General features: G+C 60.6%; 22 protein-coding genes. 8 read left to right on the top strand and 14 right to left on the bottom strand.

What is annotated here, in order from left to right; translation table 11 throughout:
• Positions 1–107 precede the first annotated feature (107 nt).
• Positions 108–854: an NRDE family protein gene (locus tag ACQY47_RS16245; protein ID WP_017139498.1), complete on the top strand. Its 747-nt coding sequence runs from the start codon at positions 108–110 to the stop codon at positions 852–854.
• Between the two features lie 97 nt (positions 855–951).
• Here ACQY47_RS16245 and ptsP read toward each other — a convergent pair whose 3' ends face one another.
• Together ptsP and ACQY47_RS16235 are read right to left on the bottom strand one after the other, a co-directional pair.
• Positions 952–3,231, bottom strand: a complete 2,280-nt coding sequence (gene ptsP / locus ACQY47_RS16240; RefSeq protein ID WP_017139499.1) for a phosphoenolpyruvate--protein phosphotransferase — start codon at positions 3,229–3,231, stop codon at positions 952–954.
• Between the two features lie 22 nt (positions 3,232–3,253).
• Positions 3,254–3,733 (bottom strand): RNA pyrophosphohydrolase, encoded by a 480-nt coding sequence (locus ACQY47_RS16235; RefSeq protein ID WP_003176750.1) that lies wholly within the window; start codon positions 3,731–3,733, stop codon positions 3,254–3,256.
• 143 nt (positions 3,734–3,876) lie between these two features.
• Between ACQY47_RS16235 and ACQY47_RS16230 the strand changes: the two genes are divergently transcribed.
• A complete protein-coding gene (locus ACQY47_RS16230; RefSeq protein WP_428550242.1) occupies positions 3,877–4,533 on the top strand; it encodes an HAD family hydrolase in 657 nt (218 codons plus the stop codon).
• Positions 4,534–4,635: 102 nt separating this feature from the next.
• Here the strand turns inward: ACQY47_RS16230 and ACQY47_RS16225 are convergent, their stop codons facing one another.
• The 4 genes from ACQY47_RS16225 to ilvA are packed head-to-tail and all read right to left on the bottom strand — an operon-like array spanning position 4,636 to position 8,354.
• Positions 4,636–5,103, bottom strand: coding sequence for a DUF2269 family protein (locus ACQY47_RS16225; RefSeq protein ID WP_017139502.1), 468 nt, complete (start codon positions 5,101–5,103; stop codon positions 4,636–4,638).
• 24 nt (positions 5,104–5,127) lie between these two features.
• Positions 5,128–6,381 (bottom strand): SDR family oxidoreductase, encoded by a 1,254-nt coding sequence (locus ACQY47_RS16220; RefSeq protein ID WP_428550237.1) that lies wholly within the window; start codon positions 6,379–6,381, stop codon positions 5,128–5,130.
• 4 nt (positions 6,382–6,385) lie between these two features.
• Positions 6,386–6,799 carry a DUF2269 family protein gene (locus ACQY47_RS16215; protein ID WP_017139504.1) on the bottom strand — a complete coding sequence of 138 codons (414 nt, stop codon included), beginning with the start codon at positions 6,797–6,799 and terminating at the stop codon, positions 6,386–6,388.
• Positions 6,800–6,839: 40 nt separating this feature from the next.
• Positions 6,840–8,354: a threonine ammonia-lyase, biosynthetic gene (gene ilvA, locus ACQY47_RS16210; RefSeq protein WP_017139505.1), complete on the bottom strand. Its 1,515-nt coding sequence runs from the start codon at positions 8,352–8,354 to the stop codon at positions 6,840–6,842.
• Between the two features lie 137 nt (positions 8,355–8,491).
• On the opposite strand from ilvA, the gene rpiA reads away from it, so the two are divergent.
• Together rpiA and ACQY47_RS16200 are read left to right on the top strand one after the other, a co-directional pair.
• Positions 8,492–9,163: a ribose-5-phosphate isomerase RpiA gene (gene rpiA / locus ACQY47_RS16205; RefSeq protein WP_005792336.1), complete on the top strand. Its 672-nt coding sequence runs from the start codon at positions 8,492–8,494 to the stop codon at positions 9,161–9,163.
• 364 nt (positions 9,164–9,527) lie between these two features.
• Positions 9,528–11,474, top strand: coding sequence for an autotransporter domain-containing protein (locus ACQY47_RS16200; protein WP_428550232.1), 1,947 nt, complete (start codon positions 9,528–9,530; stop codon positions 11,472–11,474).
• On the opposite strand, the gene ACQY47_RS16195 is transcribed toward ACQY47_RS16200, so the two are convergent.
• The 4 genes from ACQY47_RS16195 to ACQY47_RS16180 form a co-directional block, all read right to left on the bottom strand.
• Complete coding sequence (locus tag ACQY47_RS16195) at positions 11,475–12,383, bottom strand: SdiA-regulated domain-containing protein (protein WP_017139507.1); 909 nt, start codon at positions 12,381–12,383, stop codon at positions 11,475–11,477. It lies immediately after the preceding gene.
• A gap of 120 nt (positions 12,384–12,503) precedes the next feature.
• Positions 12,504–13,427, bottom strand: a complete 924-nt coding sequence (locus tag ACQY47_RS16190; RefSeq protein WP_428550229.1) for an SdiA-regulated domain-containing protein — start codon at positions 13,425–13,427, stop codon at positions 12,504–12,506.
• A gap of 266 nt (positions 13,428–13,693) precedes the next feature.
• On the bottom strand, positions 13,694–14,359 hold the full coding sequence (locus ACQY47_RS16185) for a fumarylacetoacetate hydrolase family protein (RefSeq protein WP_017139509.1): 666 nt from the start codon (positions 14,357–14,359) through the stop codon (positions 13,694–13,696).
• A 21-nt stretch (positions 14,360–14,380) separates the two neighbouring features.
• A complete protein-coding gene (locus tag ACQY47_RS16180) occupies positions 14,381–15,775 on the bottom strand; it encodes an FAD-binding oxidoreductase (protein WP_017139510.1) in 1,395 nt (464 codons plus the stop codon).
• A gap of 365 nt (positions 15,776–16,140) precedes the next feature.
• On the opposite strand from ACQY47_RS16180, the gene serA reads away from it, so the two are divergent.
• Complete coding sequence (gene serA / locus ACQY47_RS16175; RefSeq protein ID WP_017139511.1) at positions 16,141–17,370, top strand: phosphoglycerate dehydrogenase; 1,230 nt, start codon at positions 16,141–16,143, stop codon at positions 17,368–17,370.
• Positions 17,371–17,482: 112 nt separating this feature from the next.
• Here serA and ACQY47_RS16170 read toward each other — a convergent pair whose 3' ends face one another.
• Entirely contained in the window at positions 17,483–17,923 is a 441-nt protein-coding gene (locus ACQY47_RS16170; RefSeq protein WP_428550224.1) for a DUF4399 domain-containing protein, read from the bottom strand.
• Between the two features lie 133 nt (positions 17,924–18,056).
• On the opposite strand from ACQY47_RS16170, the gene ACQY47_RS16165 reads away from it, so the two are divergent.
• Complete coding sequence (locus ACQY47_RS16165; protein WP_428550221.1) at positions 18,057–18,530, top strand: transporter substrate-binding domain-containing protein; 474 nt, start codon at positions 18,057–18,059, stop codon at positions 18,528–18,530.
• A gap of 47 nt (positions 18,531–18,577) precedes the next feature.
• Here the strand turns inward: ACQY47_RS16165 and ACQY47_RS16160 are convergent, their stop codons facing one another.
• Positions 18,578–19,060 (bottom strand): DUF523 domain-containing protein, encoded by a 483-nt coding sequence (locus tag ACQY47_RS16160; RefSeq protein ID WP_017139514.1) that lies wholly within the window; start codon positions 19,058–19,060, stop codon positions 18,578–18,580.
• Positions 19,061–19,062: 2 nt separating this feature from the next.
• Positions 19,063–19,695, bottom strand: a complete 633-nt coding sequence (locus ACQY47_RS16155) for a 2OG-Fe(II) oxygenase (RefSeq protein ID WP_099550311.1) — start codon at positions 19,693–19,695, stop codon at positions 19,063–19,065.
• Positions 19,696–19,826: 131 nt separating this feature from the next.
• On the opposite strand from ACQY47_RS16155, the gene ACQY47_RS16150 reads away from it, so the two are divergent.
• Positions 19,827–20,579 (top strand): DUF2059 domain-containing protein, encoded by a 753-nt coding sequence (locus tag ACQY47_RS16150; RefSeq protein ID WP_099550310.1) that lies wholly within the window; start codon positions 19,827–19,829, stop codon positions 20,577–20,579.
• Positions 20,580–20,728: 149 nt separating this feature from the next.
• Here the strand turns inward: ACQY47_RS16150 and ACQY47_RS16145 are convergent, their stop codons facing one another.
• The gene (locus tag ACQY47_RS16145; RefSeq protein WP_428557365.1) at positions 20,729–21,670 is read right to left on the bottom strand and encodes an alpha/beta hydrolase; all 942 of its coding nucleotides are present in this window, start codon (positions 21,668–21,670) and stop codon (positions 20,729–20,731) included.
• Between the two features lie 99 nt (positions 21,671–21,769).
• Here ACQY47_RS16145 and ACQY47_RS16140 point away from each other — a divergent pair, with 99 nt between their 5' ends.
• Positions 21,770–22,348, top strand: coding sequence for a DUF6436 domain-containing protein (locus tag ACQY47_RS16140; protein WP_017139518.1), 579 nt, complete (start codon positions 21,770–21,772; stop codon positions 22,346–22,348).
• Positions 22,349–22,374 lie beyond the last annotated feature (26 nt).

The following is a 22,374-nucleotide window of genomic DNA, read 5'->3' as shown; positions in this document are numbered from 1 at the left end:
CAATAGCCCGGCATGTTAACGGATGGAAGGCGCTCGGCCCAACTTCGATACGATGGATAGCCATCCGCTGTATGGGTAGAGTGAACAAAACACAAAGGGAACGCCTTATGTGCCTGATTGTTTTCGCCTGGCGGCCGGGCCATGCCCAGCCGCTGATCGTCGCGGCCAACCGTGATGAGTTCTACGCCCGCCCCAGCCTGCCGCTGGCTCAGTGGCCGGATGCGCCACATGTCTACGCTGGTCGCGACCAGGAAGCCGGTGGCACCTGGCTTGGGGTGAACGCCGAGGGGCGGTTTGCTGCCCTGACCAATATTCGCGACCCGCACCAGCCGCCTGCACGTAAGTCCCGAGGGGAGTTGGTGGCGCGATTTCTCAGTGGATCGCTGCCAATTGACGAATATTTGGCCGATGTTAACGGCCGTTCGATTGAATACTCCGGTTTTAACCTGCTGGTAGGCACGCGGGATGAGCTGTGGCATTACAACGCCAATGAGACCGAGCCGACGCGGTTGGAGGCTGGGGTTTATGGCCTGTCGAATGCCGGCCTGAATACGCCCTGGCCCAAATTGCTCAAGGCCAGGGCGGCGTTGAGTGAATTGCTGGAGCACCCACAGCCGCAGGCCTTGCTGGAAATCTTGAGCGACCCGCAGACTGCGCCATTTGCCGACTTGCCGGACACCGGCGTGGGCTTGGCGACCGAAAGCCTGCTCTCCAGCGTGTTTATTGCCAGCCCCAGTTATGGAACGCGGGCGAGTACGGCGTTGATTGTGAATGCCGATGGGTCGCGGCAGATGGTGGAGCGTAGTTTTGGGCCGTTGGGTGGTCGGCTGGGAGAGGTCGAACTGAACATTTGATGGCGCTTGGGCTGCCGTCATCGCAGGCAAGCCAGCTCCCACATGTTGAACTGTGAACACAGTCAAATGTGGGAGCTGGCTTGCCTGCGATAGCGGTCTAGAGGGTTTTTGCAGAAGCCGGGTTGATCATTCGCGTCAGCCCCAGGTTCTTCAGCGCCAGTTGCAGCGAGCTGTGGATAACTTGCGGGTTGTCGATGGTCATCAACTCGGCAAGCAGGTCCTTGGCCATGCTCAGCTCAACCTGACGCAACATCCACTTCACCTTCGGCAAGTTGGTGGCGTTCATCGACAGGCTATCAAAGCCCATTGCCATCAACAGCACCGCTGCCGCCGGGTCGCCGGCCATTTCACCGCAGATGCTCACCGGCTTGCCTTCGGCATGGGCGTCGCGCACCACATGCTGCAGGGCTTGCAGCACTGCCGGGTGCAGGTAATCGTAGAGGTCGGCCACCCGTGGGTTGTTGCGGTCCACGGCCAGCAGGTACTGGGTCAGGTCGTTGGAGCCGACCGAGAGGAAGTCCACTTGCCGCGCCAGTTCTTTGGCCTGGTACACCGCCGCCGGAATTTCGATCATCACGCCAATCGGTGGCATCGGCACGTCGGCGCCTTCGTCGCGTACTTCGCCCCAGGCGCGGTGGATCAGGTGCAGCGCTTCTTCCAGCTCGTGCGTGCCGGAGATCATCGGCAGCAGGATACGCAGGTTGTTCAGGCCTTCGCTGGCCTTGAGCATGGCGCGGGTCTGGACGAGGAAAATTTCAGGGTGGTCGAGGGTTACACGAATACCGCGCCAGCCAAGGAAGGGGTTGTCTTCCTTGATCGGGAAATACGACAGTGACTTGTCGCCGCCGATGTCCAGGCTGCGCATCGTCACCGGCAACGGGTGGAAGGCGGACAGTTGCTCGCGATAAATCGCCAGCTGCTCCTTCTCACTCGGGAAACGTTGGTTGATCATGAACGGCACTTCGGTGCGGTACAGCCCCACACCTTCAGCGCCGCGCTGTTGCGCTCGGGCCACATCGGCCAGCAAGCCGGTGTTGACCAGCAGCGGCACACGGTGGCCATCGAGGGTGACGCATGGCAGCTCGCGCAGCGAATCGAGGCCCAGCGCCAGTTGCTTCTCTTCTTCCACCACCTCGGCGTATTGCTTGCGCAGCAGCTCGCTGGGGTTGGTAAAGACTTCGCCACGATGGCCGTCGACGATCATGTCGATGCCGTCGACCTTGGAATACGGCAGGTCCACCAGGCCCATTACCGTCGGAATACCCATGGCCCGAGCCAGGATCGCGACGTGGGAGTTACCCGAACCCAGTACCGACACCAAACCCACCAACTTGCCCTCTGGCACTTCGCCGAGCATGGTGGCGGTCAGTTCTTCACTGATCAGGATGGTGTTGTCGGGGTAGACCAGGTTGGTGGTGCGGTCTTCCTGCAAGTAGGCCAGCAGACGGCGGCCGAGGTCGCGCACATCCGAGGCGCGCTCACGCAGGTAGGCGTCGTCCATCAGTTCGAAACGGTTGACGTGATCGGTGACCACCTGGCGCAACGCGCCCTGGGCCCACTGGCCGGTCTTGATCACGGTTTTGACTTCGTTACCCAGGGACGCGTCGTCGAGCATCATCTGGTACACGTCGAACAGCGCGCGCTCTTCGGGGCGCAGTTGCGTGGCCAGCTTGGTCGACAGGTTGCGCATGTCGGCGCGCACGCCTTCCAGGGCAGTCTTGAACAGTTTGATTTCAGCGTCGATGTCATCGACGGTTTTGTCCGGCACCACATCCAGGTCGGCTGGCGGCAGCATGACCACGGCCGTACCGACCGCAGCGCCCGGCGAACCTGGCACGCCGACGAACTTGGCTTCCTGGATGCCCTTGCCCTGACGGCCCAAACCACGAATCGAACCCGTCGCCTCAGCGTGGGCAATAACCCCGGCGAGCTGCGCGCTCATGGTCACGAGGAAGGCTTCTTCGCCTTCATCGAACTGGCGGCGTTCTTTTTGCTGGATGACCAACACGCCGACAACGCGGCGGTGGTGAATGATCGGTGCGCCGAGGAACGAGGCGTAGCGCTCTTCGCCGGTTTCGGCAAAGTAGCGATAACGCGGGTGATCGGCCGCGTTTTCAAGGTTCAGGGGTTCTTCACGCGTCCCCACCAGGCCCACCAGACCTTCATTGGGCGCCATGCTGACCTTGCCGATCGAGCGCTTGTTCAAGCCCTCGGTGGCCATCAGCACAAAACGGTTGGTCTCTGGGTCCAGCAGGTAAACCGAGCAGACCTGGCTGCCCATGGCTTCCTTGACGCGCAACACAATAATCCCCAACGCCGCCTTGAGATCCTTGGCGGAGTTAACTTCCTGGACGATCTTGCGCAGCGTATTGAGCATGGCTCGGGGTCGAACTCCGTCGTCAGTCGCGCGCTAAAAGGCGCGGGGCAAGCTCTTTGAGAGCGCGACGATAAACCTCGCGCTTGAATGTCACCACCTGGCCCAACGGGTACCAATAGCTGACCCAGCGCCAGCCATCGAACTCCGGTTTACCGGTCAAATCCATTCGCACCCGCTGCTCGTTGGAGATCAGGCGCAAAAGAAACCATTTCTGCTTCTGGCCGATGCACAGCGGTTGGCTGTGGGTACGCACCAGGCGTTGCGGCAAACGATAGCGCAACCAGCCACGGGTACAGGCCAGAATTTGCACATCTTCGCGCTCAAGGCCGACTTCTTCATTCAACTCACGGTACAAGGCGTCTTCAGGGGTCTCGTCGGGGTTGATTCCGCCTTGAGGAAACTGCCAGGCATCTTGGTTGATTCGGCGAGCCCATAGCACCTGTCCGGCATCATTCGTAAGAATAATCCCGACATTAGGACGGAAACCATCGGGGTCGATCACGGCAACAACCTCGCAAACGCATGTCGCCGCATTGTTCCACAAAGGTTGTTCCAGCGGCAACGAGGCTTCTTACCTTATGTGCACTCTTGTGAAAAGACCGTATTCTGGACGCCTTTTTACAGACTTTTCAGCGAGTAACTGCAATGCGCCTGGCTTTATTCGACTTGGACAACACGCTTCTCGGCGGTGACAGCGATCACGCGTGGGGCGATTACCTCTGTGAGCGTGGGATTCTTGACCCGGTGGCCTACAAAGCCCGCAACGACGAGTTTTACCAGGATTACCTGGCCGGCAAGCTGGATAACGCCGCCTACCTGAACTTCAGCCTGGAAATCCTTGGCCGCACCGAGATGGCCCAGTTGGACGAATGGCACCGCGACTTCATGCGCGACTGCATCGCCCCACTGATGCTGCCGCTCGCCGACGAGCTGCTGGCCAAACACCGCGCCGCTGGCGACAAGCTGGTGATCATCACCGCCACCAACCGCTTCGTGACCGCACCGATCGCCGAGCTGCTGGGGGTTGAAACCCTGATCGCCACTGAATGCGAGATGGAAAACGGCCGGTATACCGGGCGCAGCACGGATATCCCGTGCTTCCGTGAAGGCAAAGTGACGCGCTTGAATCGTTGGCTGGAAGAAACCGGGTACAGCCTGGAAGACAGCTACTTCTATAGCGATTCGATGAATGATTTGCCGTTGCTGGAGCAGGTAGCGCATGCGGTGGCGGTGGACCCGGACCCGAATTTGCGTGCCGAAGCCGAGAAGCGTGGCTGGCCGGTGATTACCCTGCGCGGCTGATGACGCCATCGCAGGCAAGCCAGCTCCCACACTTTAGATGTATTCACAGATCAAAATGTGGGAGCTGGCTTGCCTGCGATGAAGCCGCCTCGGTCCCAAGCCCTAAACCGGCTTGGCCACCATCAAATAGAAAATCACCAGAAACGCCAGAAACGCCGGCCAGCCCAGGCCAAACCACCAGCGCATATAGGTCGCGGCCTTGATCGGCATCGCCGTGCCATCGCGCAGCGCCTGCTCCGCCATCTTGTGCACACGAATCTGCAGCCACACCACCGGCAGCCAGCAGACACCCGCCAGCACATACAACGCGAACGTCCACTGCAACCAGCTCTGCTGCATCGACCAGCCCGCCAAGTACATCAAGCCGATGCCACTCAACGGCTGAAAAACCGCCGTGGTCGTGGTAAATGCCCAATCCGCGAACACCAAGTGTTTGAAGGTGACCGCGATCACTTCCACCTTGCCGCTGCGCCAGGCGCGCAAGGCGTAATACGCCGAGCCCGCACCCAGGCCAAACAGGATGGTCGAGGACAGGATATGCAGGGTTTTCAACAGCAGGTAAGCGTTCATCGGCGGGGCTCGGTCGAAAAAGGTTCAGTCCAGAGAAGGTTCAGTCCAGAGGAGCCAAAGGGTCGCCACCATGAGTACCAGATTTTTGGCGACCGCCGCGTAAGGATCAAACCAGTAATGGGGCAGGACTATGCTGATAATCACGGTATAGCCGCCCATCAACAGTAATTGCAGGATCAGCGCCGACCTGCGCCAGCGCGCAACCAGCAACCCCAGGCCCAACAGGCCATCACACACCGCCCCGGCGATCACGGCCACTGTCGCCCAAGTGCCCTGCACACCGGCCTCGGCCATGATGCGCAGGCCCCAGGCGTAACCCGGCCCAACGCAAACCGCCGCCGTACCCAGCCAGATCAGCACCAATACCGCCAGCATCAGCGGGCGAATGGTGCGCTGGCTGCTTTGGGCCGCCGTGGGCCAGCCTTGCAGGCGTGAGGCTAACGGCGCGGCGGTGTAGCCGCAGACCGACGCCAGCACCTTGGGGTCGGCGACGTTATCCCGCTGAGCCAGGGCAATGCTTTGTGAGTTCAAGGCGCGCCAGCCCAGGCGATCACCCAGCCAGCCGCCCAACCCCAGCAATGGCGCTTGCAGGTATCGGCCTGCGCGCCAGCCTTGAGCGACGCGCAGGTGATCAATGACTTGAGCGAGCCGCATCGGCGCTGGCCCCACCAACGGCAGTACCAATGATTCGGCAGGCCACTGGCGCAACACGGCCAGCACCGCGCCGACCAAGTCGTCGATATGCACCGGCTGCAGTTGAGCGTTGAGGTCCAGCAATGGAATCAGCGGCCAGGGCGACAGCCCCGCCAACCAGGCACTGCTGGCGCCCCCCTCGCCCACCACCAACGAAGGCCGCAGCACCACGGCGGGTACGCCAAGGCTCAGCAGATAGTCGTCAGCAGCGCCTTTGCTGGCCAGAAATGGCACATCCGATTGCGCTGAGGCGCCGAGGGCAGAGATCTGCAACACTCGCACACCGTGATGGGCGGCCAGATCAAACAGCGCGCGGGCGCCCTGATCCTGGACGCGGCTCAGCTCGGCCGCATCCACGCTCAGCAACCCCGCCGCATTGATGACTAAATCGACCGACTCAGGAAACACCCAGCAACCTGGGTCGGCAGCCAACCGGCCCAAATCCAGCGCCTGCCATTGCACCCCTGTCCAGCCCTGATTTACAGGTTTGCGACACGTCGCGATCACACTGTGCCCAGCCTGCTGCAGGGCGCGCAGCAAGTGGCCACCGACAAAGCCGGTGGCGCCGACAAGCAGAATATTCATACGGTTAAACCGGCTTGGCACCCATCAACCCGGCAATCGCCACAAACCCCACCAGGCTGACCACCGCCAGCACCAGGGTAAAATTCAGGCTACCGCCCTCGCCCTTACGCAGGCGATTAAGCCGCGCCACCAGCCAGAACCACGCCAGTGCCGCCACGGTGTAGAGAATGCTGGAACCCAAAATCCAGGTTTGCCCCAGCGGCCAGCCGAGCAGATGCACCAGCCACCAGCCGGTGAACGGCATGCTGACCACGCAAACGCCCATCAGCAACCACACGAACGCCCACGGGCGTTGCACGGTAACCGCCGGGCCGGCGCTGCGTTTGCGCCAGGCCAGTACCGCCAGCCCGAGGCCGCTGAGCAACAGCAACACGGTGGCGGTGATGTGAATAACCTTGAGGGTGGTCAGCGTTTCCATGGTCTTGATTCCTTAAAGGCCGCTCAGTCAGCGTAGTCGCTCAACCGAGGAACAGCTGGTAAGCCGGGTTTTCGCTTTCATCCCAATACGGGTAGCCGATTTCTGCCAATGCGGCCGGCACCAGGTGGCGCTCGTCTGTCGGCACTTGCAGGCCTGCGACCACACGGCCGTCGGCTGCGCCGTGGTTGCGATAGTGGAACATCGAGATGTTCCAGCGCCCGCCTAATTTGTTAAGAAAGTTGAACAGCGCGCCCGGACGCTCGGGGAATTCGAAGCGAAACACCAGCTCGTCGCTGACTTTGGCTGCATGGCCACCCACCATATGGCGAATGTGCAACTTGGCCAGCTCGTTTTCGGTCAGGTCCAGCACCGGGAAACCCTGGCTTGTGAGGCTGGCGATCAACGCGCTGCGCGGGTCGTTTTCCGGGTGAGTCTGCACACCCACGAAGATGTGCGCCTCGCGGCCGGAGTGGTAGCGGTAGTTGAATTCGGTGATCTGGCGCTTGCCCACGGCCTCGCAGAACGCCTTGAAGCTGCCCGGTTGCTCGGGGATGGTAACGGCGATGATGGCTTCGCGGCCTTCACCCAGCTCGGCGCGCTCGGCCACATGGCGCAGGCGGTCGAAGTTAACGTTGGCGCCGGAGTCGATGGCCACCAGGGTCTGACCGGTCACGCCACGGGTCTCCACGTATTTCTTGATACCCGCCACGCCCAGCGCGCCCGCAGGCTCGGTGATGGAGCGGGTGTCGTCGTAGATGTCCTTGATGGCCGCGCAGATTTCGTCGGTGCTGACGGTGATCACTTCGTCTACATAGTCTTTGCAGATATCAAAGGTGTGCTGGCCGATCTGCGCCACCGCCACGCCATCAGCAAAGATGCCGACCGTTGGCAGCACCACGCGCTCGCCTGCGGCCATGGCGGCTTGCAGGCAGTTGGAGTCGTCCGGCTCGACGCCGATGATCTTGATTTCCGGGCGCAGGTATTTCACATACGCCGCAATCCCGGCGATCAGCCCGCCGCCGCCCACGGGTACAAAAATCGCGTCCAAAGGCCCAGGGTGCTGGCGCAGAATCTCCATCGCCACGGTGCCCTGCCCGGCAATGGTGTGTGGATCATCGTAAGGGTGAATGTAAACGTAGCCTTTTTCGTCGACCAGTTTCAGCGAGTAGGCCAGGGCTTCCGGGAAGGAATCACCGTGCAGCACCACTTTGCCGCCCCGCGAGCGCACGCCTTCGACCTTGATCTCCGGCGTGGTCTTGGGCATCACGATGGTGGCTTTCACCCCCAACACCTTGGCCGCCAGGGCCAGGCCCTGGGCGTGGTTGCCCGCCGAAGCGGTGACCACGCCGCGCGCGCGTTCTTCGGCGCTCAGTTGGGTCAGCTTGTTGTAGGCACCGCGAATCTTGAACGAGAACACCGGCTGCAAGTCTTCACGCTTGAGCCAGACCTTGTTGCCCAGCCGCTCGGAGAGCTGGCGCGCGGTCTGCAAGGGGGTTTCTACGGCAACGTCGTAAACGCGCGAGGTGAGGATCTTTTTGACGTACTGTTCAAGCATCGGAAAGCATCACTGGGCGGGTTGGGCAGGGCCAAGGAGTCTAACCCAGCGTTTAGCCGGGCGACCACACGAATCCCGAGGTTTTGTTGGGTTATACTCGCCGCCCTCGATAATTCCCCGCCCGTTCCGGAGCCCGCATGACCCAGGATCAACTCAAACAGGCAGTGGCCCAGGCCGCCGTCGATTTAATCCTTCCTAAACTCGACGACAAAAGCATCGTCGGTGTCGGCACCGGCTCCACCGCCAACTGCTTTATCGATGCACTGGCCCAGCACAAGGGTGCCTTCGACGGCGCCGTAGCCAGCTCCGAAGCCACCGCCGCGCGCCTCAAGGGCCATGGCATTCCAGTGTATGAGCTCAACACCGTGAGCGACCTGGAGTTCTACGTCGACGGCGCCGATGAAAGCGACGAGCACCTGAACCTGATCAAAGGCGGCGGCGCAGCCCTGACCCGCGAGAAGATCGTTGCGGCCGTGGCCAAGACCTTTATCTGCATCGCCGACGCCAGCAAGCTGGTGCCGGTGCTCGGCGCCTTCCCGCTGCCGGTGGAAGTCATCCCCATGGCCCGCAGCCACGTGGCCCGCGAGCTGGTGAAACTGGGCGGCGACCCGGTGTACCGCGAAGGCGTGTTGACCGACAACGGCAATATCATCATTGATGTGTTCAACATGCAGATCACCAACCCGGTGGAGCTGGAGACGCAGATCAATGCGATCGTTGGCGTGGTGACCAATGGCCTGTTCGCGGCGCGCCCGGCGGATGTGTTGCTGCTGGGTACTTCCGAAGGCGTGAAAACCCTCAAGGCCTAAAACTCACGGCCTGGCTTTATGTGGGAGCTGGCTTGCCTGCGATAGCATCACCGCGGTCTAACTTAAAGACCGAGGCGTCTGCATCGCGGGCAAGCCCGGCTCCCACACAAGCCAGCTCCCACAGGAGGCCTCATCGTTTAGAAGATCCATGTAACAAAACCGCTACTTTTCGCAGCACCCCCGCCCAAAACCGTGCGCCATGTCACGGCATCCCACGCCTTTATTGGTATCAAATCCGTTACAAATGACAGCCAGGCGACCCAAGCGTTTAACAATGCGCCACTTCGCGCTCGCCCAGGGAATGAGGCGCGCATTGTGCAAAGGGTCTGAGCTGAAAAACTTCAATCACCTCAAGGAAGACCTTGTGATAAAGCCCCTCGCCCTCGCGATCAGCGTGGTCGGCAGCCTGCTGTCGGCGCAAACCCAGGCCTACGATTACGGCCAGCACGCCAATACCACCCTGGAAAAGCTGATCAACGATTACCCCGGCCGGTATCGCGGCACGGCCAATTTCGCCGGCGCGGCAGATTGGATGCAAAGCCAGATGGGTTCGGCCTACAGCCTCAGTCGACAGAACTTCACCTGGAACAACGGCACTCGCGCTGCGCAAAACGTGGTGGCCTATGCTGCGGGCACTAAACCGCAATACGTGGTGATTGGCGCGCACTTCGACACCTACTTCGGCCGCCCGACCTTGCAAGGCCTGGACGATAACGGCTCCGGCGCCAGCGTGCTGACCGAAGTGGCGAAGAACCTCGGCGGCTTGCAGCTGGAAAACGGCCTGCAAGTGGTCGCCTTCGGCGCCGAAGAGGAAGGCCTGCGCGGCTCCAAAGCCTTTGTCGATTCACTCAGCGCCAGCCAACGCGCGAATATGCTGGCGATGATCAACCTCGACAGCCTGATCACTGGCGACATGATGTACGCCCACGCAGGCCAGAACAGCACCGCCAACCCCGCGCTGGCATCGCTGCGCGAACACACCTTCCAGATCGCCAGGGAATTGAACATCCCGTTGTTCACCAACCCCGGCCTGGACCCGCAATACCCCAAGGGCACCGGCTGCTGCAGTGATGGCGAGCCGTTCGAACCGCTGAAGATCCCGATTCTGTATATCGAAGCCACCAACTGGGAGCTGGGCGATCTGGACGGCTACACCCAGACCAACAACCCGAAAATCCCCGGCGGCTCCACCTGGCACGACCCGGCAGAAGACAACAAAACCGTGCTGGCCAATGCCTTCGGCCAGGAACGCATCGACCAGCGCCTGCGCGATTACTCGCGCCTGCTCAGCCGCCTGGTGTTGGAACTGACCAACGCCGACCTGCTGGCCTCGACCGCCTCGGGTGGCGCCGTTGCGCGCAACATGCAGGACAACCTGCAACGCCAGCATCAGGCCATGGTGCGCCTGCATGATCGCCGTTGGTTGACCTTGCAAGCGGCCAGCCGCGAGGTCGGAAGCTTCGATGGCGAAATCGGCATGGACGGCGAATACACCCCGGACAGCGGCTTCGACAGCCCGCTCAACCGCGATGCCCGACGCCTGGGCGTACATGCCTTGGGCGACTATCAGCTCACCTCCAGCCTGAATATCGGCGCCAGCCTCAGCTACCTCAACGGTCGTGACAAGCTGCAGCAGCGCGGCAAACTCGACAGCGACACCTGGCAGGCCGCGGTCTATGCCTTGCTCAACGATGGCGGCCCAAGCTGGCTGGCGGGCGATTTGAGCATTGGCCATACGCGCTTTGAGGCCAAGCGCAACCTGTTGATCCAAGCCAATGGCGGCCCGGTGCTGCTCAATCAGCAACTGAGCGGCAATACCGACGCACTGTCCCTGGGCGCACGCGTACTCGGCGGTTATGACTTCGACTTCGGCGCAATCAAAAGCGGGCCGTTTGCCGGCCTGGACTACAGCCATTCGCGTATCGACAAGTTCCACGAGAAACAGAACCTGCGCACCGCGCTGGAGTACGAAGAACAGTCTTTCGACTCCCTGGAAGCCAGCCTCGGCTGGCGCGTGCGCGGTGCCGTCGCCCTGCCCTATGGCCTGAGCCTGCTGCCTTACGGCGACATCGCCTGGGTCAAGGAGCTGGCCGATGGCCGTCTCGATGACCTGCAATTGACCGCCCGCGCCGATGGCCAGGCGCGCACCGCCAAGCTGGGTTCCGTGGACAAAAGCTTTGGCCGCGCGCAAATCGGCAGCCAGTTGGCGATCACCCCGCAGTTGGGCGTTTACGCCGAGGTCAACAGCCGCCTTGGGCACGCCGAGGGCAGCCAGACCGGTTACTCCCTGGGTGTGCAGTGGATGTTCTGATCAGGGCTTTTTGAACACGTAAAACAGGTTCGGCTCGCTGACCAGGTACAGCGAGCCCTCGTCATCCATGGCGATCCCTTCGGCCTGAGGCACGCGTTTTTTCAGGCCATGGCGCCCATTGAGCAGGGAAAGACTGCTCAACGGGCGACCGTCGATGTCCAGTTCCAACACCAGGAACGACTCATCCGACAGCGCCAGCAAATGCCCGCTGCGCTCGTCGTATTGCAGGCTCGACAGGTCGCGCACAAACAGCCCGGCATCGCGCTTGGGGTTGTTGATCACATGCACCGAGTAGGTTTTTTCCGGTTTGAAATGGGGAAACCCGTGCACCTCGTAAATCAGCATCGGGTCGCGCTCCTTGGCCACGAACAGGCGCTTGCCCACCGAGTCGTAAGCCAGCCCTTCGAAACCTTTATTGCCGCCAAGGTGTACGCCCAGGGTCATCTGCTCCGCGTCGGCGGCGTCGAGAAATTGGGTGTCGTCATTCACATGCACCTTGATCAGCCGCTGCTGGGCTTCATCGCTGATCACATAAATGTTGTCACTGATGAACTCCACCGCCTCGGCATCGCCAAAGCCCACCAACGGGATACGCCGCAGGATCCTGCCGTCCAGGGACAACTCGATCAGCTCGGCGTTTTTATTGGTGACCGTAAACAGGCTTTTGCGTATCGGGTCGTACGTGAGGGCCGAGACATCATCGTCGAGCCCTTCGATGACCTTGGCTTCCAGGCTGACCCGGTAATCATTCAGGCCAATGGAGCGTTCATCGGCAGGATGGCGCCAGTGTTGAAGGTTGAACCAGGCCCGCTCGAACAAGCGAAAGTTCTGCGCGACCGCCCCGGCAATCACCAGGGCGAGCAGCAACAGGATAAAAAACGCGGGTTTGGGGCGGGCGAGTCGACGCATCAGGCAAGCTCAAAGTCAAAAAGTGGCGAATAAGTATCACGCCCGTCTGAATTTAAACTTAAACGCAGTCGACTGTCTGGCGAATGCCGCTGATAGCGAAGTATCCGACGTAATCGTCGGCTATTTCTGCTTCTCGAAACGATAGAACAGGTTGGGTTCGCTGACCATGTACAAGGTGCCGGCTTCGTCCATGGTGACGCCTTCGGCACGCGGGATGGTGTGTTTGAGGCCATTGAAGCCGCCGAGCAGGGTCATGAAGCTGACTTGCTCGCCCTGCGCGTCCAGCTCCAGCAGCAGGTGGGAATCGGCCGACAGCACCAGCAAATGCCCGGTGCGCGGGTCGACGGCCAGGGCTGAGAGGTTACGCATGTCCAGCTCGGTGCTGGCGATCTTCTGCTTATCGCCGGTCAGCGTGGCGCCATCGCTTTTCCAGGTGAACAACGCCGGTGGGCGCTCTTCCCCGAGCACGATCTGCTGGTTGCGCTTGTCCCAGGTCACACCTTCAAATGCCTTGTTCTGGTCCTTGGACGGGCCAAGGTCATAGTGCTTGAAGTCGGCATAGTTCAGTTGCTGGGTGCTGGCGTCGACGTTCACCACGCTCAAGGTGTGCATGCGCTCGTCGACAATGGCCATCAGGCCGTTTTCCATCACTGTCACGCCTTCCGGGTTGTTCCAGCCGTTGAGCGGCATCTTGCGCAACACATCGCCTTGCAGGTTCAGCTCAACCAGGAAAGGGTTTTTGCCCATCACGGAAAACAGGGTTTTGGTCTGCGGGTTGTAGGACAGGTCCGAAGCCTCGTCCTTTTCCATGCCGGGCAGCAATTTGCCATCGATCACCGCGTGGTAATCCGGCAGCCAGACGCTGGCCTGGCGTTCGGCCGGGGTTTCGAACCGCTCAGCGATCCACAGCACCCCACGGTCGTCCCAATGCATCGCCCAGGCAACGCCATACACAATGGTCCCGACCAGCAACAGCCAGGAATACCAGCGCAGGGCGAAACGTGAACGGGGCTTGGAGGTGAGGGTAGGCAGGGACACGGCCATTGAGCGCTTTTCCGCAGAGTCAGCTTTAGGTGATAGCACAGGATCAACAGGCCCGCGCGCAGGAGGCTGGGGATTATCCGGATGGCGTGTGAAAAAAATGCAAAACCAAGCGCGCGTAAACCAGTGTGGGAACTGATTTGTGTGGGAGCTGGCTTGCCTGCGATGCAGACGACTCGGTCTTTCAGTTAGACCGAGGCGAGGCTATCGCAGGCAAGCCAGCTCCCACACGAGCCCGCCCCCACATTTTTGACCGTTTTGCCTGGTTCTTAGCGAACGACGCTTTCGAAACGGCTGCCGCCACCCAATTCCAGCACCAGCTCATCGCCCACATTCAACGGGCCTACACCGGCTGGAGTGCCGGTGAGGATCACATCACCCGCCTGCAGCGAGAAGCAGCCGGCCATGTGCTGGATCATCGGGACGATCGGGTTGAGCATCTGCGAGCTGTTGCCGTCCTGGCGCACTTCGCCGTTGATGGTCAGGCGAATGCCGATGTCGGTCACGTCGGCAAAGGTGCTGCTGACCACAAAGGGGGCAATCACGGCGGCGCCGTCAAAAGACTTGGCGATTTCCCACGGCAAGCCCTTGGCTTTCAGCTCCGCTTGCTTATCGCGCAGGGTCAAATCCAGGGCCGGAGCGAAGCCGGAGATGGCATCCAGCACTTCTTCACGGCTGGGCTTGGTCGACAACGGTTTGCCGATCAACACCGCGATTTCCGCTTCGTAGTGCACCGAACCGCGCTCGGTCGGAATGGCGAAACCGCCTTCCAGCGCGACCACGCAACTGCCCGGCTTGATGAACAGCAACGGCTCGGTCGGCACCGGGTTGTCCAGTTCCTTGGCGTGTTCGGCGTAGTTACGCCCGATGCACACCACTTTGCCCAGGGGAAAGTGGATGTTGGTGCCGTCGACATACTTGTGCTGGTAGCTCATGAAACGACTCCTTCAGGGCGGTTAAACAGCGAAGATCTTGCCAGGGTTCATGATCCCGTTCGGGTCGAACACCGCTTTCACTGCTTTCATGTATTCGATTTCAACCGGGGAACGGCTGTAGGTCAGGTAATCGCGCTTGGTCATGCCCACGCCGTGTTCGGCAGAGATTGAGCCGTTGTACTTCTGGACGGTCTCGAACACCCACTTGTTCACGGTGGCGCACTTGGCGAAGAACTCATCCTTGCTCAGGTTTTCTGGCTTGAGGATGTTCAGGTGCAGGTTGCCGTCGCCGATGTGGCCGAACCAGACGATTTCGAAGTCTGGGTAGTGTTCCCCGACGATCGCATCAATTTCCTTCAAGAACGCTGGCACTTTCGAGACAGTTACCGAAATGTCGTTCTTGTACGGCGTCCAGTGGGAAATGGTCTCGGAGATGTACTCGCGCAGTTTCCACAGGTTGTGCAGCTGGGTTTCGCTCTGGCTCATCACGCCGTCCAGCACCCAGCCCTGCTCTACGCAGTGCTCGAAGGTTTCCAGGGCGTGGTTGGCAACTTCTTCGGTGGTGGCTTCGAATTCCAGCAGCGCGTAGAACGGGCACTCGGTTTCAAAGGGAGCCGGCACGTCGCCACGGCCCATGACCTTGGCCAGGGCTTTGTCGGAGAAAAATTCGAAGGCAGTCAGGTCCAGCTTGCTCTGGAACGCGTGCAATACCGGCATGATCGAATCGAAATCGGTGGTACCGAGCACCATCGCGGTGAGATTTTTCGGCGCACGGTCCAGGCGCATGGTGGCTTCGACCACAAAGCCCAACGTCCCTTCGGCACCGATAAACAGCTGGCGCATGTCGTAGCCGGTGGCGTTCTTGATCAGGTCGCGGTTCAGTTCCAGCACGTCACCCTTGCCGGTGACGACTTTCATGCCGGCCACCCAGTTGCGGGTCATGCCGTAGCGAATCACCTTGATCCCGCCGGCATTGGTGCCGATGTTGCCGCCAATCTGGCTCGAACCCGACGAAGCGAAGTCCACCGGGTAGTACAGGCCTTTTTCTTCGGCGACGTTCTGCAATTGCTTGGTGACCACACCCGGCTGGCACACGGCGGTGCGGTCGGTGAGGTTCACGTCGAGAATCTGGTTCATGTAGTCAAACGAGACGACCACTTCGCCATTAGCCGCCACCGCAGCGGCCGACAAACCGGTACGACCACCCGATGGTACCAGCGCCACCTTGTGTTCATTGGCCCAACGGACGATGGCTTGGACCTGCTCGATGGTCTTGGGAAAGACGATAGCGGTCGGCGCGGGGGCGAAGTGCTTGGTCCAATCCTTGCCGTAAGCCTCCAGGGAGTCTGCATCGGTCAGCACTTTGCCAGGCTCAACCAGGGTCTTCAGCTCATCAATCAGGGCAGGATGGGTCATCGACGGAACTCTCGAACAATTCATGGTCATCCTGAGAACGCTTCACGTCGCAGGAATGGGTGTTTAGCGGGGCACGTATGCTAGCATACCGCCCCCGCAGGACAGAGCCCAAGGGCGTTCTGCGGTGACGGCTTTCCTGCCGTCCGGGTCAGCTCTGTGCCCTGATTTGCCAATACGTTTCTGTTTGACGAGCGGCTGTTGTTGTCAGGCAAGGCGCCGCGACGAGTCATAGCTTGCTATGGGGAGGAGCGGCAACGCAGCATGGCGGCAACAGACGCCGTCAAACAGGAACAGTATTGGTGAATCAGGGCACATCCTGCTGCTCGATTCCCTGCCATTTTTCTCCGGGATACAGGTTTACGCAGATGAGCAAGACTTCTCTCGATAAGAGCAAGATCAAGTTCCTTCTTCTGGAAGGCGTCCACCCATCGGCTGTCGACGTACTGAAAGCCGCTGGGTACTCCAGCATTGAGTACATCACCAGTTCTCTGCCGGAAGCCCAGTTAAAGGAAAAGATCGCCGACGCGCACTTTATCGGCATTCGCTCCCGCACTCAGCTGACCGAAGAGATCTTCGACCACGCCAAGAAACTCGTGGCCGTCGGCTGTTTCTGCATCGGCACCAACCAGGTCGACCTTAACGCTGCGCGCGAGCGCGGTATCGCGGTGTTCAACGCACCGTACTCCAACACCCGTTCCGTTGCTGAGCTGGTGCTGGCCGAGGCGATCCTGTTGCTGCGCGGCATTCCTGAGAAAAACGCTTCCTGCCACCGTGGCGGCTGGATCAAAAGCGCGGCCAACTCCTTCGAAATCCGCGGCAAAAAGCTGGGTATCGTCGGTTACGGCTCGATCGGCACGCAGCTGTCGGTGCTGGCCGAAGGCTTAGGCATGCAGGTGTTCTTCTACGACACCCTGACCAAGCTGCCATTGGGCAACGCCACCCAAGTGGCGAGCCTGACCGAGCTGCTGGGCATGTCCGACATCGTCACCCTGCACGTACCGGAAACCGCTGAAACCCAGTGGATGATCGGCGAGAAGGAAATCCGCGCCATCAAGAAGGGCGGCATCCTGATCAACGCGGCACGCGGCACCGTGGTTAAGCTGGACGCCCTGGCCGACGCGATCAAGGACAAACACCTGATCGGCGCCGCTATCGACGTGTTCCCGGTAGAGCCACGCTCTAACGACGACATCTTCGAAAGCCCGCTGCGTGGCCTGGACAACGTGATCCTGACTCCGCACATCGGCGGCTCCACCGCTGAAGCTCAGGCCAACATCGGCCTGGAAGTGTCGGAAAAGCTGGTCAAGTACAGCGACAACGGTACCTCGGTGTCTTCGGTCAACTTCCCCGAAGTGGCGCTGCCGGCTCACCCTGGCAAGCACCGTCTGCTGCACATCCACCAGAACATCCCTGGCGTGATGATGGAGATCAACAAGGTCTTCGCAGAAAACGGCATCAACATCTCCGGTCAGTTCCTGCAGACCAACGAGAAGGTTGGCTACGTGGTGATCGACGTCGACGCCGAGTACTCGGACCTGGCGCAAGAGAAGCTGCAGCACATCAACGGCACCATTCGTAGCCGCGTGTTGTTTTAACAGCAGCGGCAAGCGGCAAGCTATAAGCGGCAAGAAAAAGCCTTAGCTTGAAGCTTAAGGCTTGCCGCTTGAAGCTATAAAAAACGGGAGCCCCGCAAGGGGCTCCCGTTTTTTATTTCACGTTAACCGTGATGACTTTCGAGGCTACAGTCGGGTTGAACTGCATGTGCAGTTTGTCGCCAGCTACCAGTTGCAAGCGGTGCTTGCCTGGGGTGAGGGTCAACTCGGTCTCGGTCTGGGCCTTGCCGTAGTGGATCACGGTGTCGGTGGCCGGGATCGGCACGCTGGCGTCCGGCAGTTCTTTCTGGTCGATCAGCAGGTGGTGGTGGCCGGTGCCTGGGTCCTGGCTGGTCGCTGGCGCCAGTTTCAGGCCTTCCATACCGAACTTCACAGTGAAGGTTTTATCGACGGTGGCGCCGTCTTTTGGCGACACGATAAAGACTTTGGCGCCTTCCGGTGGTGCGCTGCGCGGGATACCGTCAGCGGCTGTGGCCAACATCGAAGCACCCAGCAAGAGGCTGGCCAGGGTTGCACGGGACAAAAGGGCTTTCATTCGCTTCTCCAGTTTTACGGTGAAATTTGTAGGGTTATGACAACTTCGCGACAAATTGCTGTCCAAGGCACTCAACACCATAGCAAGCGATGCTCAATGGCGCCTCGCACGCACAAATTCTTTAGGAGCGACCATGCGCTTTGTGCCTGGCCTTGTACTTTTACTGCCCCTGTTGAGCCCACTGGCTCACGCCGAACTGATCGATGACGTGTTTGATCGCGGCGAACTGCGCATCGCCCTAGAGGCCAACACCCCGCCGTACAACTTCAAGGACGGTGACAAGCTAACCGGTTTTGAAGTGGAGCTGGGTGAACAATTAGCCAAGGAAATGGAGGTTCGCCCCTCGTTCATCACTGTCGATGACGCCGACCTGTTGCCGGGTGTGGAAAGCGGCAAGTTCGACGTGGCCATCAACCATGTCGCTATGACTGCCGCGCTGCAGGATCGGTTCGATTTCAGTGAGGCCTATAAGCAAACACCTGAGCTGGCCATTCCATTCCAAAAGGGCAACCCGGCCTTCAAAAGCAGCCTGGACAATGCATTACAGCGGGTGAAGGCCGATGGTCGCTTGAAGGCGCTGACGCAGAAGTGGTTTGCACCTGAGTGAAACACAGTCGATGTGGGAGCTGGCTTGTGTGGGAGCTGGCTTGAACCTCAAAGTTGTGCCAGGGCAATTGCCGCCTCAGGCAACTCCAGCTCACTGAACACCCGCACGCCATGGCGCTTGAGCAGCGCCGCCGTCACGCCCTCGCCGCTGACCTTCACGCCGCTGAAGGTGCCGTCATAGGTCAGCAGATTGCCGCAGGACGGGCTATTGGCCTTGAGAATCGCGATGCGGATGTTATGCCGCTGCGCCAACGCCAGTGCCTGGCGGGCGCCGTCGAGGAAGGCGGCGCTGAAGTCTTCGCCCTCGGCCGTCAGCACTTGCGCACGCCCTTCCCACACATCAATGCCCTGCCCGCCCGGGATCTCGGCGGAGGGACGCGGTGTCGGCAAACCGCCTGATACTTCCGGGCAAATCGCAACCACCCGGCCTTCGGCCTGCCAGGCCGCCAATTGATCGAAGGGGCCGCTGGCGCCACCGTCGTAGCGCACCTTGTGCCCGAGCAGGCAGCGGCTGATCAGAATCTTTTGCATGGTTAAAACGGCTCGTTACCGCGTCGGCGAAACCAGCCGGTCAGGGACAGGCGTTCGCGCGTGGCGGGCAGGACTTCGTGGGGCACCTCCCCGGACAGGAACACCACCAGGCTACCACCGGTGGGCACCACATCGTATTCCACGCCGCCCTTGAGGTACATGCGCAACTGGCCGCCATGCTCAGGTAACCAGGCGTCATTCAAATAGACCACTGCCGAGACCATGCGCCGGTCATCGTCGCGAAAACGGTCCAGGTGCTTGAGGTAAAACGCCCCTGGCGGGTACATCGCGAAGTGGCTTTCGAAATCTTCCAGGCCCAGGAACAGGCTGCGGTTCATGGCCAGGCGCAGGCTGTCCATCACGCTCATGTAGCTCTCGCAGACAGCGGCGTCGCCCTCCTCCAGCCACTGGATATGGTCACCGCGAATGCCCTCGCGTATCTCCTGCGCGGGTCCGCGTCCTACAGCCGCCGGAGCCAATTCACCCTCAGCCGCACGTTTACGGCACTCAGCCGCCAACTCCAGGGTCAGAGCCTGGGGCAGGAAGCCGTTCTGCTGCGACCAGCCTTTTTCGGCCAGGTCGTCGACGATGCGTTGCAGCAGCGGGTGTTCGAGGGATATTTGCATGGCGCGCATAGTATCCATACGCCTATGAATCCGACAGAGCCGCCGAGCGTCTGAACACACTTTAGTCAGGTGACTGATAGGATTTCTCGACAAATCCTACGCCCGACACGGACAATAGTGGCCGACTGACAGGAGTCCCTATGCGTCGTTTGTTTTTTTCCTTGCTGATGTTCTGCGTTTTGCCCGCCTGGGCAGACGGCCATGACCAGTTGTACAAGGTCGCCGGCTGGGCCGAACAACGTGCGCATTTTAATGACGCCCTGAGTGCCGCACAGCAACGCTATCGCAATAGCCTGCCGCCGGCGGTGTACCAGGCGCTGGTGGATAACAGCAATAAACGCTTCGCCGCCCAGGCCGTGGACCAGCGGGCCGAGGCGCAATTGCGCAAAAACCTGGCGGACCCGAAACCTGCCCTGGCGTTTTTCCAGTCGCCGTTGGGTCGCAAAATCGTTGCAGCTGAATTGCTGGCCACGCGCCGCGACCAGTTGGCAAAAAATGCCAAGGGCCTGCCGCACATCGAAGCCGACGCCACCCGCAGCCTGATCATCGGCCACCTGGCCCAGGCGCTGCCGGCCCGTGAAGCCGGCGCAGAAGTCAGCCTGGCGATTGCCGGCGTAGCAGCCGACAGTTTGAGCCAGATGATTCCCGGCCTGTTGGGCGGCGGTCAGGCGCAAGGCATGTTGAACGGCCAACGTGAGCGGCTGATGCAGCAGATCGGCAATGACTTGAACAACACGCTGTTGTACGTCTATCGAGATTTGTCCGACCCGGAGCTGGAAGAATTCGCCACGTTTGCGGAGTCGCCGGACGGTCGGGCGTATTACAAGGCGGCGCTGGCCGCGATTCGCGCCGGACTTGCAGTAGGTCAAAGCACTTCCAGCCTGACGCAATAAGTAATGTGGAAACAGGCTTGTGTGGGAGCTGGCTTGTGTGGGAGCTGGCTTGCCTGCGATGGCATCAACCCGGTGTGCCTGATACAGCTAGGTGTCTGCATCGCAGCGATGCGGCGACCCGACAAGCCAGCTCCCACATTTGAACGGTGTTACTTCAGATGATCCGTCAGGAATTTGAAGTACTCTTCGCGAATCTCGGGAATCTCATTGGCCAAGTGATGCCGACCACGCGGCAGCATCAACACCAGCGGCTGATCGAACTTGCCCCGCAGCACCTGCAAGTTGTGCTGCCAGTCCACCGTCATATCTTCCTCTCCCTGCACAATTACCGGCCGCCGTGGGCTTTGCGGCGCAGCTTCGATGCGTTTGATCCAACGCGCCAGCGCCCCCACCCACGCGGTCGGCAGTTGGCGCGGCTGTAGCGGGTCGGCTTCCAGGAAGGGTTTGAACTTGGGATCGTGGGTGTTCTCGCTGAACCGCCGCGCAATGCCTTTGACGAACGGGCGCAGCAGGTAATAGCTGACCTGCGACCAACCCCATGCACGCGGCCGTACCAGGGGCGAGAGCAGGAAGGTCTTGCCCTGGGCCGGGCTGTCGGCGCCGTGGTTGAGCAAATGGTCCACCACCACCGCACCGCCAGTGCTTTGCCCGAACAGGTGCCACGGTTGCAGCAGTTGCAAGCTGTGGGCCTGCGCAAACAGCGCCTGCACCACGTCCTGGTACACCGCAAAATCGTCAATGCTGGCGCGCTCGCCACTGGAAAGACCGTGGCCCGGCAAGTCGCAGGCGATCACCACAAAACCTTGATCCAGCGCCCAGTCCACCACATGCCGGTACAGGCCCATATGGTCGTAGAAGCCGTGGTACATGAACATTGTCGCCACCGGCGCAGACGGCCACCACACCTGCGCTACCACCTGGAAGCCATCCACTTCAAAACGGCCCAAACGGCTCACGACGGGTACTTTGCGCGCCGCCAGGTCCAGCCCATAGAAACGCTGGTAGACCCGCGCCTCGGCGCTGAGCGGTTGCGCATCCACCAGTGGCCGCAAGCTCTCGCGCAGATGATCGGGGTCAAAACTCACAGGCATAAAGGCTTCCAGACTGACGGTGAAGATGAATATCGAGCTGCGATATTCATCTGTCAGGGCAAGCATGGCAAGCTACGCGACCTTCGAGGATAGTTCCGAATGCGACAACCCTACCGCTCCGCCTTGTTTGCCGGCCTGCTGTTGGTCATCTGCGCCGGCGTGCTGTGGGCGGCTTATGACTGGTTCCAGGGCCGCTATTTGCGCGCATTCAGCGAACACACCGCGGTGTTTTCCGGTGATGCCCTGCGCCTGCCCGCCGAACTGGCAGGCCCAGGCCCGATTCGCCTGGTGCACTTCTGGGACCCGGCCTGCCCCTGCAACGTCGGCAACCAGCAGCACCTGGGCGAACTGATCGAGCAATACGCGCCCCAGGGCGTCGAGTTCTATGCCCTGCAAAAGGCCGGCAGCCACGGCCAACTGCCCGACAATTTGCGCAAAATGAAACCGCTCAATGCCCTGCTCGGCGCCGACCAAGTGCCGGCGACTCCGGCCGTAGGCATTTGGGATCGCAGCGGCAAACTCGCGTACTTCGGGCCGTACAGCGAAGGGCTGACGTGCAATTCGAGCAACAGCTTTATCGAGCCTATCCTCAAAGCCCTGGAGGCCGGGCGCGAAGTCGATGCCACCCACACCCTGGCGGTGGGCTGCTATTGCCAGTGGAGCAAGGCGTCAAACTGAACGCCGGCTGTTCGACCGGCAAACTC

It is taken from the genome of Pseudomonas edaphica, from assembly GCF_965277385.1.
Lineage (GTDB): Bacteria > Pseudomonadota > Gammaproteobacteria > Pseudomonadales > Pseudomonadaceae > Aquipseudomonas > Aquipseudomonas edaphica.
Note: the sequence above shows the minus strand (reverse complement) of the source record. Positions and strands in the feature narration are given on the sequence as shown.